Source organism: Gracilibacillus halotolerans (assembly GCF_014206945.1).
GTDB lineage: Bacteria > Bacillota > Bacilli > Bacillales > Amphibacillaceae > Gracilibacillus > Gracilibacillus halotolerans.
Window position 1 is genome coordinate 177,814 of sequence record NZ_JACHON010000004.1, and the last position, 17,580, is coordinate 195,393.

General features: G+C 35.9%; 14 protein-coding genes. 7 read left to right on the forward strand and 7 right to left on the reverse strand.

Annotated features, from left to right (window positions below):
• Positions 1-87: 87 nt before the first annotated feature.
• On the reverse strand, positions 88-1,983 hold the full coding sequence (locus GGQ92_RS07540; protein ID WP_184246501.1) for a PrkA family serine protein kinase: 1,896 nt from the start codon (positions 1,981-1,983) through the stop codon (positions 88-90).
• A 433-nt stretch (positions 1,984-2,416) separates the two neighbouring features.
• A complete protein-coding gene (locus GGQ92_RS07545) occupies positions 2,417-4,162 on the reverse strand; it encodes a glycoside hydrolase family 13 protein (RefSeq protein ID WP_184246504.1) in 1,746 nt (581 codons plus the stop codon).
• Between the two features lie 289 nt (positions 4,163-4,451).
• On the opposite strand from GGQ92_RS07545, the gene GGQ92_RS07550 reads away from it, so the two are divergent.
• The 5 genes from GGQ92_RS07550 to GGQ92_RS07570 all read left to right on the forward strand — a co-directional run bounded on the left by GGQ92_RS07550 (position 4,452) and on the right by GGQ92_RS07570 (position 10,095).
• Entirely contained in the window at positions 4,452-5,747 is a 1,296-nt protein-coding gene (locus GGQ92_RS07550) for an extracellular solute-binding protein (protein ID WP_184246507.1), read from the forward strand.
• A gap of 121 nt (positions 5,748-5,868) precedes the next feature.
• Positions 5,869-7,164 carry a sugar ABC transporter permease gene (locus GGQ92_RS07555; RefSeq protein WP_184246542.1) on the forward strand — a complete coding sequence of 432 codons (1,296 nt, stop codon included), beginning with the start codon at positions 5,869-5,871 and terminating at the stop codon, positions 7,162-7,164.
• Entirely contained in the window at positions 7,164-8,012 is an 849-nt protein-coding gene (locus GGQ92_RS07560) for a sugar ABC transporter permease (protein WP_184246545.1), read from the forward strand. The genes GGQ92_RS07555 and GGQ92_RS07560 overlap by 1 nt, the downstream gene beginning before the upstream one ends.
• Before the next feature lie 281 nt (positions 8,013-8,293).
• The gene (locus tag GGQ92_RS07565; protein ID WP_184246548.1) at positions 8,294-9,316 is read left to right on the forward strand and encodes a LacI family DNA-binding transcriptional regulator; all 1,023 of its coding nucleotides are present in this window, start codon (positions 8,294-8,296) and stop codon (positions 9,314-9,316) included.
• 191 nt (positions 9,317-9,507) lie between these two features.
• A complete protein-coding gene (locus GGQ92_RS07570; protein WP_184246551.1) occupies positions 9,508-10,095 on the forward strand; it encodes a PepSY domain-containing protein in 588 nt (195 codons plus the stop codon).
• Between the two features lie 67 nt (positions 10,096-10,162).
• On the opposite strand, the gene GGQ92_RS07575 is transcribed toward GGQ92_RS07570, so the two are convergent.
• From GGQ92_RS07575 to GGQ92_RS07590, 4 genes are read right to left on the reverse strand one after another with little or no spacing between them, the layout of a single operon-like run.
• Positions 10,163-10,942, reverse strand: coding sequence for a PHP domain-containing protein (locus GGQ92_RS07575; RefSeq protein ID WP_184246554.1), 780 nt, complete (start codon positions 10,940-10,942; stop codon positions 10,163-10,165).
• 14 nt (positions 10,943-10,956) lie between these two features.
• Positions 10,957-11,769: an energy-coupling factor transporter transmembrane component T family protein gene (locus GGQ92_RS07580; protein WP_184246557.1), complete on the reverse strand. Its 813-nt coding sequence runs from the start codon at positions 11,767-11,769 to the stop codon at positions 10,957-10,959.
• Positions 11,753-13,453, reverse strand: a complete 1,701-nt coding sequence (locus tag GGQ92_RS07585; RefSeq protein WP_184246560.1) for an ABC transporter ATP-binding protein — start codon at positions 13,451-13,453, stop codon at positions 11,753-11,755. The genes GGQ92_RS07580 and GGQ92_RS07585 overlap by 17 nt, the downstream gene beginning before the upstream one ends.
• Complete coding sequence (locus tag GGQ92_RS07590; protein WP_184246563.1) at positions 13,453-14,325, reverse strand: DUF8171 family membrane protein; 873 nt, start codon at positions 14,323-14,325, stop codon at positions 13,453-13,455. The genes GGQ92_RS07585 and GGQ92_RS07590 overlap by 1 nt, the downstream gene beginning before the upstream one ends.
• A gap of 186 nt (positions 14,326-14,511) precedes the next feature.
• Here GGQ92_RS07590 and GGQ92_RS07595 point away from each other — a divergent pair, with 186 nt between their 5' ends.
• Positions 14,512-15,333 carry a MurR/RpiR family transcriptional regulator gene (locus GGQ92_RS07595; protein WP_184246565.1) on the forward strand — a complete coding sequence of 274 codons (822 nt, stop codon included), beginning with the start codon at positions 14,512-14,514 and terminating at the stop codon, positions 15,331-15,333.
• Between the two features lie 65 nt (positions 15,334-15,398).
• Here GGQ92_RS07595 and GGQ92_RS07600 read toward each other — a convergent pair whose 3' ends face one another.
• Entirely contained in the window at positions 15,399-16,130 is a 732-nt protein-coding gene (locus GGQ92_RS07600) for an MBL fold metallo-hydrolase (protein WP_184246568.1), read from the reverse strand.
• A 162-nt stretch (positions 16,131-16,292) separates the two neighbouring features.
• Between GGQ92_RS07600 and GGQ92_RS07605 the strand changes: the two genes are divergently transcribed.
• Positions 16,293-17,558 (forward strand): FAD-binding protein, encoded by a 1,266-nt coding sequence (locus GGQ92_RS07605; protein ID WP_184246571.1) that lies wholly within the window; start codon positions 16,293-16,295, stop codon positions 17,556-17,558.
• Positions 17,559-17,580 lie beyond the last annotated feature (22 nt).

The window sequence follows — 17,580 nt, forward strand, 5'->3', positions numbered from 1 at the left end:
AAAGCACCTCGCCCACCCCCGACAAGATTGTATCTTGAGACATAAAGAAAAAACTTGGCAACAGCCAAGTTTTTAAAGTTGCAAGAACTATCTATTTAACAAACTTCCAACATAACGCAATAAATCATTAGCAGATTGGGTTGTATATCCGTATTCCTCTACTAGGGTAGAAACGACCGCATTCATCTTCTTCAATTGTTGTTCATCAGGTGTTTTTGTAGAAGTTGTTATTTTCACAACGTCTTTTAAGTCTGCAAAGAGTTTTTTCTGTATTGCTTCTCTAAGTCTCTCATGCGATTGATAATCGAATTTCTTTCCTTTTCTCGCGTAAGCAGAAATACGTATAAGAATCTCTTCTCTAAAAGCTTTTTTGGCGTTTTCCGATATTCCTATTTGCTCTTCAATCGAACGCATCAATTTTTCATCAGGTTGCATTTCTTCTTCTGTTAGTGGGTCGATTAATTTCGTTTTATTACAAAATGCTTCAACGTTATCTAAATAATTATCCATTAGAGTTTTCGCTGATTCATCATAAGAATAGACAAACGCCTTTTGCACTTCCTTCTTAGCTAGTTCGTCGTATTCCTTCCTAGCAATCGATATATAGTCAAGGTATGTTTCCTTGTCCTCACTAGTAATCGAAGGATGATTGTCGAGTCCATCTTTTAATGAGCGAAGAACATCCAATGCATTAATAGCTTGCATTTCCTTCCGGATAATTGTTGAAGAAATACGATTTATAACGTAACGTGGATCAATACCGCTCATTCCTTCATCGGGAAATTCCTTTTTTAATGTAACGACATCTTGATCACTAAATCCTTCAACATCTTGACCATTATATAAATATAATTTCTTTAAAATGCTTATATTGGATTGCTTAGATTCTTTTAGGCGCGTTAAAACAGAAAACATCGCAGCAGTCTTTAGAGCATGGGGTGCAATATGGACATCTTTCATATCACTTTCCGCTATCATCTTTTCGTAAATTCTTTCTTCTTGATCAAGTTTTAAATTATAAGGAATCGGCATAACAATCATTCTCGAGTGTAATGCCTCATTCTTTTCATTCGCGATAAACGAACGATATTCCGACTCGTTAGTATGCGCCACGACCATTTCATCCGCTGAGATTAACGCGAATCTTCCTGCTTTAAAATTCCCTTCTTGAGTAAGAGAAAGGAGATGCCATAAAAACTTTTCATCACACTTTAACATTTCTTGAAATTCCATTAAACCTCTATTCGCCTTGTTTAATTCTCCATCAAATCGGTAGGCACGAGGGTCGGATTCTGAACCATATGTGGCAATGGTAGAAAAATCAATCGATCCAGTTAAATCAGCAATATCCTGTGATTTCGGATCAGACGGACTAAACGTTCCAATTCCTACTCTGTTATCTTCAGAAAAAAATATTCTTTCTACTAATACATCTTCAATTTTTCCATTGTACTCCTCTTCTAATCGCATTCGGTTTAAAGGTGATAAACTACCTTCTATCTTGATTCCGTATTCCTTTTCAAATTCTCCTCGTAAATGTTGAGGTATTAAATGCAGAGGATTCTCATGCATTGGGCATCCTTTAATCGCAAAAACTGCTCCTCGCTTCGTCAATGAATATTCCTCTAACCCTCTTTTCAATAATGTAACTAAGGTGGATTTCCCTCCAGAGACTGGTCCCATTAATAGAAGTATTCTCTTTTTGACATCTAATCTTTTAGCAGCTGGATGAAAATATTCTTCTACAAGTTTTTCAAGCGCCTCTTCTAACCCAAATAAACTATCTTTAAAAAAGTTATACCGTTTAAACCCATCTTCTTCCTCGATTCCCTTTTCCATTATCATTTCATATATTCGTGAATGGGCAGACTGTGCTAAATATGGTCTATCCTCCAACATTTTCAAATATTCTTTGAATGTCCCTTCCCATTTAAGGCTTTCTTGTTTGGTCCGGTACTCTTCCACTTTTTTTAATATGTCCATGGAATACCCTCCTATTGATGTCGTGACAGATTGAAACAGTATTTCGTGATGTTAGTTATCAATATATGAGAGAGCATAGGAAAAAATGATAATACGACGGACATCGTTACGTATAATGAAATTGCTTCACAAAAGTCATTCATTCAAGTATAATTGAGAAAGATGAATACATAAAAAACACTTTGACATACAGTATTAAGGAGGATTCCAATGGGAGTTGCACTTATTATCGGAGTAAGCGTAGTATTTTTAGCGGCTATTTTCGCATCAGGTTATGAGGCCAAATAACTTCGTAAACCAATAGAGATAGGATATATACTTTTCTCCATTATACACTGTTCAAAAGTACCGCCAATTTTTGGTGGTGCTTTTTTATTAGAAATCCCCTTAAGGAAAATCAATCGCCTTAAGGGGACATTGCTCCTCTAAATTTTTAAAATTGAACACAGATAAATCCATACGGAGCGAGTACTATTTCCGCTTGACCATCAAATCTGATTTTTTCCCCTGTGAATACATCCACTACTTCTTTTCCGCATAATATGTCCGTGTTCACTGTTTCTGCAAATTCATTATTATTTAGTGCGAATACAAGTTTAGTATCTTTTGCTTTTTTCGAATAAATCACAACATTATTATCTGCCTGCTCAAATCGAAACGTAGCGTCATTACCGAAAGTAGCGATATTTTTACGCAAATGGATTAACTGCTTTACAAACGATAATAACTCTCTATTTTGTTGCGAAGGGTCCCACTCCATACATTCTCTACAGCCTGGATCTTCTCCACCTGTCATTCCAACTTCATCCCCATAATAAATACATGGAGACCCTGTATAAGAAAGTTGGAATAGAAGCATAAGCTTTACTTTGGCTATATTTCCATTTGCTAACGTTAAAATTCTAGCTGTATCATGACTTCCTAATAAATTAAAAGATACTTCATTGACGTTACTTGGATAGCTATGTTGAACCTCTGTCACTCTATCTTTAAACATTGCACAATCTATCGTATCTTTTGCAAAAAACTCTATCACAGCGTCGGTAAATGGATAGTTCATTACGGCATCAAATTGGTCACCTTGAAGCCACTTTAAGGAATCGTGCCAAACTTCACCTAATATATATGCCTCAGGCTTTACCTTCTTAACTACTTGACGAAAGTCTCTCCAAAATGAATGATCAATTTCGTTTGCAACGTCTAATCTCCAACCATCAATATCAAATTCTTCTATCCAATATGTAGCTACTTTTAATAAATAGTTTCGCACTTCAGGATCAGAGGTGTTCAGTTTTGGCATTGTCGAAACGAATGCAAATGTATCATAATTTGGCATCGGTTCGGTTTGTATAGGAAAGTCCCAAGGATAAAACCAATTCACATATTTAGATTCCTGCTGATTTTTCAAAACATCTTGAAATGGCGGGAAATAAAATCCACTATGATTGAATACCGCATCCAGCATTACTTTCATACCTCGTAGATGACACTCTTTTACTAATCGGCGAAACGTTTCCTTATCCCCGAACTGTGGATCAATCTCAAAGTAGTCGATTGTATCATACTTATGATTCGAATGCGCTTTAAATATAGGTGTAAAATATATTCCGTTTACTCCTAGCTCTTGTAAGTAATCAAGATGATCGATAACCCCTTGAAAATCACCTCCATAAAAACTTGTTGGCGTCGGCTCACCACTTCCCCATTCTAGCGTTCCATCTGGGTTTAAAGACGAGTCACCATTTGCAAATCTTTCTGGAAATACTTGATACCAAATTGTATCTTTCACCCAAGCTGGCGGTTGAAACACATCTGCTTCATGTACATAAGGAAAACAAAAGAATTGTCCGATTTCTCTAGGTATATTTTCGTAAAATCCTTTTTCGGTAACAACAACACTTGTTTGTTGATTGCTACATCTAAATCCATATCGAAGCCGGCGAAATTCAGGCTTTATTGTAATCCCCCAATAATCCTTTCGTGCCGTGCTACCTGTAAGTTTCATCTGCAACTTTTTAAATTGCCATTGATCGTCTTTAAAATCATACGGGTCTCCATACAACAACTCTACCTTATCTACATCTCCAGCTTTCGTTTCCAATAAAATATGAACCGTATCCTTATCTTTTGCGTACAAGTAAGGTTGAATTGCCCGATGATAGATTGCTTCTATGAACATATGAATCCTCCATTCTTATAAACAGATTAGGTACTACTCCCCACCGAAACAAAACAAGCGATTGCATGAATTATATCAAAAAATGTCAAGTGATGGATGTTCATTTTTCCAAGATTAAAATCACCACCTAAAATATGTAAGCGTTAAACCTATTGATATTATACATTATATTTTTTTAAAATTATAGTTGCATTTAATGTTTTTTGATGTATAATAATTTACAAGATATGCGCAAACGGTTTCATTTAATGTTGCATATCATAGATAAAAAATTGGGAGGTCTTTAGTAATGAAAAAATATTTAGGTATTTTATTAGCAATGCTACTTGTAGTCGGCTTACTAGCAGCTTGTGGTCCAGACGAACAAGAAGAGGCTGCAGAGGATCAAAATGATACATCATCGGAAGAAGAAGCTTCAGATAGCTCTATGCCTGAGAAACCTGAGCAACTTACAGTTTGGGTTAACGCAGAAGAAAAACAAGAAGAAGCAATTGCGCAAATTTCCGAGAAATACACAGAAGAAACTGGAATTGAAATTAATGCGATTCCAATTGATATGTTAGAGCAAGTAGAAAAATTAGACGTAGAAGGTCCAACTGGTAATGGTCCAGATATTATTTTTCAGCCACATGATAGAATTGGTGATTTAGTTCTTAGAGGGTTAATTGATCCGGTTAACCTAGGGGATAAAGAAGCAGAATACCAAGAAGCAGCGATTGATGCTGTAACAAATGACGGAGACGTTTGGGGTTACCCAGCAGTAACAGAAACATACGCACTTTTCTACAATAAGTCTTTAGTTGAAGAAGCTCCTGCTACTATGGAAGATTTATTAGCGATTGCAGAAGAGCATACAGATGCTTCAAATGATGAATTCGGCTTCTTAATGGAAGCGGCTAACTTTTACTTTACGTACCCATTCTTCTCAGGTAATGGTGCTTATGTATTCGCAGAAGATAATGGAACATACGATATCGAGGATATTGGTTTAAGTAATGAAGGCGCAATAGAGGGTGGAAACTTAATTCAATCTTGGTTTGATAATGGATATATTCCACAAGACTTAACTCCAGACATTATGAATGGTCTTTTCTCAGAAGGAAAAGTAGCGGCTGTTATTAATGGTCCTTGGATGGTTCGTGAATACCAAGAAGCACTAGGTGATGATTTACAAGCAGGTATCTTACCAGTACTTGATAACGGTGAAAATCCAAAATCATTTGTTGGAGTAAAAGCATACTTACTATCTTACTACTCTGAAAACAAAGAATGGGCAGAAGATTTCATGGCATATATCACAAACTCTGAAAACTCTATGCTTTACTATGATGTTGCAGGAGAAATGCCAGCTCGTATCGACTCTATCGATGATCCTTTAATAGCCGAAGATCCAATCTATTCAGCATTTGCTGAGCAAGCAACGTTTGGAGAACCAATGCCAGGCGTACCTGCTATGCAACAAGTGTGGGATCCAATTAACAATGCATTAACATTTATTTCTAAAGGTGAGCCAGTAGATGAAGTATTAGAAGAAGCTGTTGGAGTTATTGAAGATAACATTGCTGCTTCAGGAGCTACTCAATAATTGGCATATGCTAAATATATGGGGAGCAATCTGCTTCCCATATATTTTTTAAAAAAGTATGAGAAACGAATTAACAGGAATCTATCGTATACTATTATAGTTTTTCTAAGGAGGGACAAGAATGGCAAATATAGATAGAGATGCCAAACAAAAAGGGACAAAAGCTCAAAATATAGCAACAGTCTTATCCATTATTCCTGGCCTCGGCCAAATTTACAATCGTCGTTATTTAAAAGGAATTATTCTTTTTGTTATTGCCGTTTCATTTCTTATTACATTTTGGAACTTTATAGATATAGGATTATGGGGAATTTTCACGTTAGGAACCATTCCTCGTGAGCACCACTCTATTCAATTGTTAATCCAAGGTTTAATGGCTCTAATCGTACTTTCATTTGGTTTAGCCATATACGCTTATAACTTTATCGATGCACGTAAGGATGCTAAGGCACGAGCAATCGGAAAACCGAACCCTACAATAGGGCAAGCTGTTAGAGACTTTTATAACAATGGATTTCCTTATTTCTTAATATTACCAGGGTTGTTAATGCTATTATTTATCGTTGTGCTTCCACTTATTTTTATGGTTGCGCTCGCTTTTACAGATTACAACCAATACAATGCACCACCTAGAAACTTATTAAGTTGGGTTGGAGTACAAAACTTTATCGATTTAGTTCAAATTGATATTTGGAAGGATACATTCTTCTCCGTATTTACATGGACGATAGTTTGGACGGTATTAGCAACAACGTTCCAAATTGTACTCGGTTTGATACTAGCTTTATTCGTTAACGATAAGAGAATTAAATTTAAACGTACTATTCGTACCGTACTAATTTTGCCTTGGGCAGTACCAGCATTTGTTTCTATTCTAATCTTTTCTGCACTATTCAATCCTACGTTCGGTGCGATAAATCGGGATATCTTAAGTCAATTTGATATTATGATTCCCTGGTTATCTGATCCATTCTGGGCAAAGGTTGCATTGATTATGATTCAAACATGGCTAGGGTTTCCATTTATATTTGCATTATTTACTGGGGTACTCCAAAGTGTTCCGCAAGATATGTATGAAGCAGCAGACGTAGATGGTGGAACAAGATGGCAGAAGTTCAGACATATTACATTGCCACATCTTTTATTTGCAACAGCACCATTACTTATTATGCAATATGCTGGAAACTTTAATAACTTTAATATCATTTACCTATTTAATGAAGGGAACCCTGCTGTGCGAGGTCAAAACGCCGGTGGAACAGACATCCTCATTTCGTGGGTTTATAAACTAACGTTTGAAACTAACAATTACAATATGGCAGCTGCCATTACAATTATCATGGGAGTAATCGTTATGGCATTCGCTTTCTTCCAGTTCAGAAAAACATCATCATTTAAAGAGGAGGGACGTTACTAATGGCATTACAAAGAAAAACAAAATCTAAAATAGAAGTAACGTTCATGTATATCTTTATCATCCTGATGTTCATTGTTATCGGGTATCCACTTGTTTGGACACTTATGATGAGTATCAATCCAGGTACCAATATGTTAGTGACAAAACTAATTCCTGATAACCCTACATTAGAACATTATATATGGTTATTTACAGACCCAGCTAGTGATTATTTACTATGGTATAAAAACAGTTTAATTATTGCCGTGCTAAATTCAATCGGATCAGTAGTAATTACATCTTTAATCGCTTATGCTTTCTCTCGTTATAAATTCTTTGGGAGAAAATACGGTTTATACATGTTTCTATTATTACAAATGTTCCCTGCTTTGATGGGAATGGTTGCACTCTATATTTTATTGACAACAATTGGTCTTGTAGATTCCATCTGGGGACTATTACTCATATATCTTGGAGGACAAATACCATTTAACGCTTGGCTCGTAAAAGGTTACTATGATACGATACCTCGTGAGCTAGATGAAGCAGCTAAAATTGATGGTGCTGGTCATATGAAAATATTCATTTCGATTATGTTACCGTTAGCAAAACCTATCCTTGCAGTTGTTGCATTATTTAACTTTATGTCGCCATTCATGGACTTCTTACTACCACGAATCGTACTGACAGACCCTAACAACTATACGCTTGCATTAGGTTTGTATAGCTTTATTAATGACCAGTTCTCTACTAACTTTACACGTTTTGCTGCTGGTTCAATTCTCATTGCTGTTCCTATTGCATTAGTATTCCTAGCATTACAACGATATCTAATCGGTGGACTTACTGCCGGAGCGACGAAAGGATAATTGAAGAGTATCTATAAAACTGTACGATAGATCACTTGGCTATCAATACCGTGATACGGATCTTGTACGATGCAATGAAACACTCTAGTGGCAATCATCGTGTTCCCTTTCTCCCTTCTGATGAGGATATGCGAGGAATTGGCTAATTATAGTAGCCTTTTTCTCGCATTTTTTTCCTAGTAAGTAATGATTTACATGAAAGTTCTATTTATTAGTTAATTGATTTATAATAAGGATAGATATAATAAAAATAATTGTGAATAGCGTGAAAGGTGAAGATTATGTCCATTACCATTAAAGATGTAGCGAAGCGAGCTGGTGTTGCTCCTTCCACTGTTTCCAGGGTTATTGCGGATAATCCCCGTATAAGCATGGAAACAAAAAAACGTGTACGAAAAGCAATGAAAGATTTAGGCTATCACCCAAACATCAATGCTAGAAATCTAGCTGTACGTTCCTCTCAATCTATTGGTGTCATTATGCCATCATCCGCAGATGTTGCACTTCAAAATCCATTCTTCCCAGAAGTATTAAGAGGAATTGGATCACATTTACACGAGGTTGAATATTCCTTATATGTTTCTACAGGTGGAAATGAAGAAACTACCTTTGAAGAAGTGCAAAGAATGGTAAACGGTAATCGGGTCGACGGGATTATCTTACTATACTCTAGAATGAACGATCCTGTTCAAGAATTTTTAATGGAAAAGAAATTCCCATTCGTTATCGTTGGTAAACCTTTTGAAAATGAGAGCGAGATAACGTATGTAGACAATAACAACGTCCAGGCAAGTAAAGATTTAACCAATCATTTGATTGAGCTTGGACATCAGCATATTGCTTTTATTGGCGGTTCCAAAGAGTTAACCGTAACGTCCGATCGTCTTCACGGTTACCGCTCAGCCATCAAAGAAGCCTCTTTACCTCTCCCTGACGAGTATATTATTCATACAGCGTTCCTAAAATCAGGTGGACGAGAAGCAGTCGAGAAGCTATTTCAATTAGACACCCCGCCTACTGGTTTAGTAGTTGCCGATGATTTAATGACTCTTGGTGTAATGAATGCGCTAGAGGAACTGGGTATCAACTGTCCGGAAGATGTATCGATTACTTCCTTCAACAATTTATATTTATCTGAAATTACAACACCTGCACTAACAACTGTTGATATTCAAATTTATAATTTAGGGGTACAATCTGCTCGTTGTTTACTTGAATTAACTAAAAATAAAGACGAGCCAGCAAAACGTATTATTATTCCTTATGATATTAAATATAGAAAATCAACAACACCAATTAATTAAAGTAAGACGCTGGCTGTATTTGAAGTCAGCGTTCTTTATTTCTTAGGTAAGCCCTTCTCTACGTCCCGAGCTTTTTTCCTATATGATAAATATTTCTTCTATTTCTCATTGTTTTATCATTTTTCTTTTACTCTCTACTCATTTTCAGTGGATAAACTAAGAGTAACAAATGAAAAGGAGTTGTAGAGCAAATGAAAAACAAATTTTTTATACCTGTATTGGGTGGCTTAATCGTAACTGGAGGTGTTTTTGCAGCACTTACGATTAATTCAGATTCTGCTAGTGCAGAGTTATCAAAAGAAGAGGCAATGGAAAAGATTCAAACGCAGTTTCCGGGAGAAGTAGTAGAATTAGAGTTTGAGAAAGAAGGAAGCAAAAAGGTCTACGAAATTGAGATAAAAGGTACTGATCGACACTATGAATTAGAAGTAGATGCTGATACAGGTGAGGTTCTTAAAATAGAAGAGGAAGTATTCTCTGGTAAAAAGGCATCGAAGGAACAAGCGGGTTCTAATCAAGCAGTTCAAACTGCTGATGATAATGGCGATAGTAAAAATACAACTAAGAAAACAGATAAGGATTCTATTATTTCTGTAAGTGAAGTAGAAGCTATTGCACACGATTTTTTTGATGGAAAAATTGAAGAATTAGAGCTTGATGAGGATGACGGCAGACTCTATTATGAAGTAGAAATGTATTCCTCTACACATGAAGTTGAGCTAGATATTGATGCATATACAGGCGAATTATTATCTATCTCTAAAGAAAAAGAAGACTAAGATTATATGTAACTAGAGTAAGTAGTACAGACGCCATTGTCTGTACTACTTTTTTGCATCAAATGAGTTAGCGTAGTATTGTGACTGATTTACTCTCCAAGTATTTTTTCATAAACTTTTTAACTAACGAAGCAGATTTTACCTTTAAGTAAAGTGCTGGGTGAATCACTATATCAAAATTACCTTCTTTTATTTCTTGTTTTAATTCATCAATTGTCGAACATTCCTTCTCCATTTTATTTACAATGGAACCATATTGAAGAAATTGATGTGTATCACTCCCACCGATAACAGGCATATTTAATTCATCTGCTAAGATTCGGAGTTCTTGCTCACAACTTTCTATGCCTTTAGCGTATAAATCTTTCCCGTTTAAATCAAAAGCATCTAATTGTCTTAACGATTCTTTCCATACATTTCTCGCTAAAGGGGTACTAGCGCGGAAAGGATGTGCTCCTATTTTCAGTAATTCATAATGTGATACGAGTTTCATTAACTGTTCGAAAGATAGGAAATTTTCATCCTCTATATGAAAATCAAGTTGACCTCGAATTTCCTTTATCACTCTTCTCTCCCCAATTAATAAAATATGACCTCCTTCCTTTACATCTACCTCCATTCCAGGGAATAGCTTTAAGCCGTCGATATCATAATAATGGTTGATATATGGATACTGCTCGTCTAGAAAATCATACACATCAAAGAAACGTGTTGTATTAAAATGTTCCGTCATTGCTAAAGCTGTTAATCCATTTTCCTTTGCTTCTTTCATCATTTCTATGAAATAAGTCGGGGAAAAACTAGACTTTTTCGATATTTTAACGTGACTATGAAAATCGATAATCATTTTCCTCTTCCTCTCTAATAAAAATAAACGAACAAAAGTACAACATAAAGGAAAGAAGCTATTAAAAATAAATAATCTCTTTTCTTCATTTTGAGCGTTTTCAATTTTAACTTTTTCACCTCTGGATGATTAAAACCGTACATGCTACCTTTTGTTTCTAACGCTTCTACTGTTGTTCTTGCTCGTTTTGCAGTAGATAAAAGCAATGGATAAAAAGACATCACCGCGAGTTTCACAAAATAACTAATCGTTCTTATATATAGAAATCCACGTTTCTCAGGTGCTTTGCCACGGAGACGAAAGGACTGAAAGACATGATGATATTCTTCTACTAGAGTGGGTAACATTCGGTAACCATAAGCAATACTGAAAGAAACTTGACCAGGAACTCCAATTTTTAATAATCCATTACTTAACTGCGTTGGGTTCATCGAACAAAACACTGTAATACTAGCTAGAGAAATAACCATTAGCTTGACAGTTAGTATGAATAGAGGCATTAAAGTTGCCCAATTACCTCCAAAAAATAAAGCAATAATCAATAACGAGCCACCCTGACCTAGGAGACCAAGAGATAGAATTAACATAATTAGCGGACTAATTTTTGCAAAATAAGTCGTTACAAGCATAAATAAAAGCATACCTAACAATATATATTCATTATGTAAAAACCATGGTGTAATTCCGAAGTAAGAATACCAAATAAACAATGTTCGGGGATCTAGCTTCGCAAAAAATATATCACTATTTCCGTATGCCGTATGGAGTAATTCGATTTTTACTTGTTCAACCGACAGTTTATCCATCCATTTACGTCCATACTCCATAGCTTACCTCTCTCCTCTCATACTGCTGGACAAATTCTTCTACCGAAAAAACGGGATGTTTCCATTCTAATTCCTTAGAAAGAGTGAAAATTTGTGGTGGATATAATCCTGCTTTTTTCAATAACCACTGGTTAGCATACACCGAATACTTATCTCCATCATGAATGATTCTTCCCTCGTGCATCACAATAATTCTATTAGCAAATTCACAAGCAAGTTGCATATCATGCGTTGCAATAACAACCGCTTTTAATTGACTTTTTAATTGGGCTAATAATCTACTTACTTGTTTTCTAGTTGATATGTCTAAATTTGCGGTTGGTTCGTCTAACAACATTATTTGAGGATTCATCCCCATTCCAATTGCTAATGAAGCTCTTCTCTGTTGACCACCACTAAGCAAACGACTATCTCTTTTCTTCAATTCTTTTAAATGAAACTGTTCTACTAACTGATTCACAATTTTTTCTGTTTGAGGGTGTTTTCTAGCACGTAAATAAAAACCAATGTCTTTTTCTACGCTATCATCAATAAACATTTGCTCGGGATTCTGATAAATGTACGTGATTCTCTCAGCAAGTTTTTCTGGAGTAGTCTTCCGTATATCCTTTCCTCCTAGAAAAACGTTTCCAATCTCCTGCTTGATTAAACCAGTCAATAATCGCATAAGCGTTGATTTACCAGCACCATTATTTCCTACCAAAGCAATATAATCTCCTTCATTTATGGTGAGATTAATATCGTGCAGTACACGTTTCTTCTTTTTTGTTATCGTTTGATACGAGTAACATACTTTATCATATTGAACGATTACCTCCCGTTCTGGCCCTGGTGAGGACACTTCTTCCTCCATTTGTCCGCCTCTTTCAAATAAATCGAGCGATTCCCTTATAGTGATAGGTAGCTGTTCTTTGTGTGGGAAACATTTTGCTGCTGCTTGTGTTACCTGTGGTGGGAATATTTGATGCTGCTCTAATAATTCTATTTCATTTAAGGCTTTTACTACTGGTAATTTAAATTCGATACTACCTTGATTCATCAGGATAACTGTATTCGCGAACTCTGCTACAAATTCTGTATGATGCTCAATAACAATAATCGTTTTCCCTTCTTCTTTATTTAACTTTTGTAACAGCTTATATATTTCTCTAGCATGCTGGGGATCTAACTGTGCAGATGGTTCGTCTATTATTATTATGTCGGGATTTAAAGACAGAATACTTGCTAATGCCAATAAATGCTTCTGTCCCCCACTTAATTGCCAAACAAATTCATCACGATGTTCTAACAAACCTACAACTTCTAATGCACGAATTCCTCTCTCTTCAAAGTCTGGCAATCCAAAGTGTAGTGGGGCAAAGCTTGCATCCTCCAATACTCTTGGGCTTACTATTTGATTTTCAAAATCTTGATAAACATAACCAACAGTCTTGGAAAAATCTGAAACTTTATGGTCCAGCGTTGAACGACTGTTAACTGTTACCTTTCCTGATAAATCACCTACATAGTAGTGAGGTATTAGTCCATTGAACAATTTACACATAGTTGATTTTCCGCTTCCATTACCACCTAAGATAGCTACAAAATCTCCTTTTTCTATTGTTAAATTTACATCTCGAAGAACAGGGGTATTTGCACCTGGATATTGATACGTTACGTTTCTTAATTCAATAATTGGCTGCATTATGATACTTTTTCATCCTTTTGAGTATTATTTTTCTTCCTATTCGACAGAACAACAAGTGTAATAATCGCTATAAAAGCAGCTACACCAATACTTATAAATACAAACCAATCACCGAACATCTCAACAAAGTCTGCTTCCCATTCCCAATTAAATTCTGTTTCAGATAAAAACTCAAACAGGAAGGCAAAGGCAGCTAACAATATTCCACCTACTATTAATCTCGGTCCTACTATTTCTTTAAGAGAATAGCGATCATCTCTCGTTCGAGGCTTCATACCTAGTAACGGTTCTATCTTGCCGTAAAGCCTAGGAACTAAATAAACAGTAGGTAGTAATGCAAATAAGATACCGGAGAACAGCACATCATTTAAAAAATAAAACCCTTCAATCGCTACGATACTTTCCGCTAATCCTGGAACTGCTTCTAACTCTTCTACACCTACCCAAACTTTCAGAATATCAACAATTGCGCTAATAGCTTGATGGATAATTATTCCTACCATTGCCGCAATTCCGACTTGCAGTTTGTTTTTAGGATCACGGACAAGCGTACCTGCAACATACATCGCGAGTGAAAATGCGATAAATTTTTCTAATTCACCAAACCCACCAAATTGTCCTAACATTATTTCGCCAAAAATCACTTCTCCTAGCGATGCACCAATTGCAGCGTAAAGCGGGTGAAATAGAATACATAATGTTAATGGAATAAATGCGAAATACTCAACAGAAAGTTCAATCGGACCGATGTAAAACTCTGGTACTAGTTCTGTAATCATGTTGGATAATCCATAGAGAGACATTGATAAAATAAAGACCATCATTTTTTGAGACTGAGTTAATATAAAGCGGTTCTCTAAATTGCTCATTTATTTCTCCTCCTTCATATTTTCAGCTTTATTATAGGTTTCTATTATTAACTACAATAATGAATAGAGTTAAAGTGATGTAAATTTGTTAACTTTTATTATCATGATGTAAATTTTCTTTCATTCTCATCCCTATTTTCATTTCTTTTGATACAATATCGTCAACAACTGAAAAAGGAGCGAGCAATGAGAATCGATTATACTCATTTAACTGAAAGTCAATGGAAAATCGCAAATTACATTGAGAGGCACTTGGAAGAAGTATTATTATCAACGGAACAAGAGATTGCAAATAAGCTAGGAATAAGTATTGCTACTGTCTCTCGTTTCTGGAAAGCAATAGGTTATCAAAATTTAAAGGCATTTAAGCATGATATGAAAGAGGAACTGGCGGTTTCTCCCGCTGGTAAGATACGAAACACTGGAAATAATTTAAGTGGAGGGACTTTCTATTTATCCGTAGAAAAAGGAGTTGGTTTACTCCAGGAAACAATGGATCATCAAAACCCAAAAGTTTTCGAACGATCTATAGACGCTTTAATGGAGGCAAATCGAATATTCATACTGGCTTTAGGTCCAGCCAAAGGGTTAGCTGAGCTATTAAACTATCGGATGGCAAGATACGGGAAAAAAATCCATCTAATTCAACAACACGGACATGAACTATTCGAAGAGATGATACATTTTAAAAAAGAGGACATAATTATTATTTTTGCTTTTACAAGGTTATTACCAGAAGCAAAGGTATTGCTCCAATACCAAAGAGAGAAACATTTTCAATCCATTTTAATAACAGATCAATTAGCAGCACGCTTCTCATCTAGTGCGACGTATACCCTATTCGCTAGCAGAGGTGAAGCGAACGAGTTTCACTCTATGCTTGGTCCTACGATATTAATTGAAAATATGATTCTTTCCCTTGGTTTAAGAGAGAAGGAAGAAAATATTAAACGACTCGAAAAATTAGCAGAATTGCGTAAAAAGTTTTCAGTAGATTTACCAAGATAAAAAGAGGCTTTTGTCCAGCCTCTTCCTTACTTTGATACTTTGTTATTATTAAAAGGAACTTTCAATCACACTTCATACTCCCGGTGAACCACTGCTAATGATACAGGTCCATCAAATTCCGATTGAGCTTCTTCCACTAAGTCATTAACATTTCCGAAGTGAGGTAAATGGGTCAACAATAGTTGTTTGACATTTGCTGCATTTGCTAGCTTGCCAGCTTCCCTCCCACTCAAATGACCAGGTATCTTCCCTTCTAAATGTTCATATAAATTCGATTCAGAGACAAGTAAATCAGAGCCTTCCGCAAAAGTAACAAGCTCATCCTTCCAAGCAGTATCTGAAGTAAATGTTACTTTTTTACCTTCACGATTCTCTATTTGAACAGCTAAACAATACGCTGGATGATTCGTTACAGCTGTCCGTATGGTAAATGGTCCAATCTCTTGTTCTGTCTCTTCCTCTATTACTTGAAATATAATATCCTCCGTGCTTTTCCATTGGAAAAATGTCTTATCCTTAGCATGTGCATAGACGGTAATTGACTTTTGTTCCTGTAATTGATTTTGTACAAGTTTTGCATACTTTAATACACCGACATCAGCAACATGATCATGGTGATAATGAGTAATGATTACTGCGTCTAATGTATGAATTGGAATAATTTGTTGTAACGAAGCAAGTACGCCACTGCCACAATCAATTAACAAATGAAAATCGCCATCGATTACAAGAAAAGAAGAGTTAGCGCCATTTGCTTTCGGGTATCCTCCCCATATTCCGATAGGTATAATTTTCATTTAATAATCCTCCCTTTTGTCCAACAAAAACTATCTATTTTCATTCTATACTAACTTAGTATTCACTACTAACGAATAATTTTAAACGTTTTCAAGAAGTAATATGGTAAAATAAAATCACACTTTAATTCTATGAAAGCTACTATTAAGGAGGTTATCTAAATGACCCTACAGAAAAACTGGGCAGGCAACTATACATATCAAGCAACTAACTGGCATGTGCCTTCAAGCATTGAAGAAGTTCAACAGCTTGTAAAGCAACTAGATAAAGTTAGAGTGGTAGGTTCTCGCCATTCATTTAATGGCATTGCTGACTCCAAAGAAAATATTATTTCATTAGAAAAATTAAATAATGTTATAAAATTGGATAAAGAAAACAGGACGGTAACCGTAGAAGGTGGAATCCGTTATGGTGACCTAAGTCTTTTTCTACAGGATAAAGGATTTGCTCTACCAAACATGGCTTCTTTACCTCATATATCTATTGCAGGTGCTTGTGCTACTGCAACACATGGTTCAGGTGATAAGAATCAATGTTTATCTAATTCTATATCTGCTATGAAGGTTGTTACTGGTGGTGGGGAAGTTGTTACATTTTCCCGTGAACGAGACGAGGCATTATTAAAGGGTGCTGTTGTAAGCCTAGGAGCTTTAGGAGTAATAATAGAAATAACACTAGATCTAATACCCGCATTTGATATTTGTCAGTACGTTTATGAGAATCTGCCATTCGAGCAATTAGCGAATAATTTTGACAACGTTTTTTCATCTGCTTATAGTGTTAGTTTATTTACAAATTGGAAAAAGGAAGTATTCGATCAAGTTTGGTTAAAATCCCTCCATCAAGAGGATAATGGGCAAACGCCACCAAGTGAATTTTATGGCGCCACAGCAGCTCGTTTACCTTCTCATCCGATTCAAGGAGTAGAAGCGGTTCATTGTACCGAGCAGTTAGGAACACCTGGTCCGTGGCATGATAGACTCCCACATTTCCGACTTGATTTTACACCGAGTAATGGGGATGAGTTACAGTCTGAATTTCTTATTCCTAGAGAGCAAGCTTACGATGCATTACTTGCGATTAGTAAACACAAAGAAAAGATTTCCCCACTACTGCACGTTTGCGAAATTCGTAGTATAGCAAGAGATGATTTATGGATGAGTCCGTTCTACCAACAGGATTCAATTGGGATTCACTTCACATGGAAAGATGACTGGGAATCAGTCAAAAAGATTTTACCAGAAATCGAAGAGTCCCTCATCCCTTTCCAAGCTCGTCCACATTGGGGCAAATTGTTTACGATTTCGAAAGAAAGAGTAACATCATTATACAAAAAGCTACCTGATTTCCAACGACTCGTAGAACAACATGATCCCCATGGTAAGTTTCGCAATGAGTTTATTAACAACTACATTTTTAACAAGTAAATGAGGTGCCGCTCCTTAATTC

Excerpts from the sequence above, each read along its gene's own strand:
- GGQ92_RS07540 (WP_184246501.1), bottom strand. The coding sequence starts at position 1,983 with ATGGACATATTAAAAAAAGTGGAAGAGTACCGGACCAAACAAGAAAGC.
- GGQ92_RS07545 (WP_184246504.1), bottom strand. The coding sequence starts at position 4,162 with ATGTTCATAGAAGCAATCTATCATCGGGCAATTCAACCTTACTTGTAC.
- GGQ92_RS07550 (WP_184246507.1), top strand. The coding sequence starts at position 4,452 with ATGAAAAAATATTTAGGTATTTTATTAGCAATGCTACTTGTAGTCGGC.
- GGQ92_RS07555 (WP_184246542.1), top strand. The coding sequence starts at position 5,869 with ATGGCAAATATAGATAGAGATGCCAAACAAAAAGGGACAAAAGCTCAA.
- GGQ92_RS07560 (WP_184246545.1), top strand. The coding sequence starts at position 7,164 with ATGGCATTACAAAGAAAAACAAAATCTAAAATAGAAGTAACGTTCATG.
- GGQ92_RS07565 (WP_184246548.1), top strand. The coding sequence starts at position 8,294 with ATGTCCATTACCATTAAAGATGTAGCGAAGCGAGCTGGTGTTGCTCCT.
- GGQ92_RS07570 (WP_184246551.1), top strand. The coding sequence starts at position 9,508 with ATGAAAAACAAATTTTTTATACCTGTATTGGGTGGCTTAATCGTAACT.
- GGQ92_RS07575 (WP_184246554.1), bottom strand. The coding sequence starts at position 10,942 with ATGATTATCGATTTTCATAGTCACGTTAAAATATCGAAAAAGTCTAGT.
- GGQ92_RS07580 (WP_184246557.1), bottom strand. The coding sequence starts at position 11,769 with ATGGAGTATGGACGTAAATGGATGGATAAACTGTCGGTTGAACAAGTA.
- GGQ92_RS07585 (WP_184246560.1), bottom strand. The coding sequence starts at position 13,453 with ATGCAGCCAATTATTGAATTAAGAAACGTAACGTATCAATATCCAGGT.
- GGQ92_RS07590 (WP_184246563.1), bottom strand. The coding sequence starts at position 14,325 with ATGAGCAATTTAGAGAACCGCTTTATATTAACTCAGTCTCAAAAAATG.
- GGQ92_RS07595 (WP_184246565.1), top strand. The coding sequence starts at position 14,512 with ATGAGAATCGATTATACTCATTTAACTGAAAGTCAATGGAAAATCGCA.
- GGQ92_RS07600 (WP_184246568.1), bottom strand. The coding sequence starts at position 16,130 with ATGAAAATTATACCTATCGGAATATGGGGAGGATACCCGAAAGCAAAT.
- GGQ92_RS07605 (WP_184246571.1), top strand. The coding sequence starts at position 16,293 with ATGACCCTACAGAAAAACTGGGCAGGCAACTATACATATCAAGCAACT.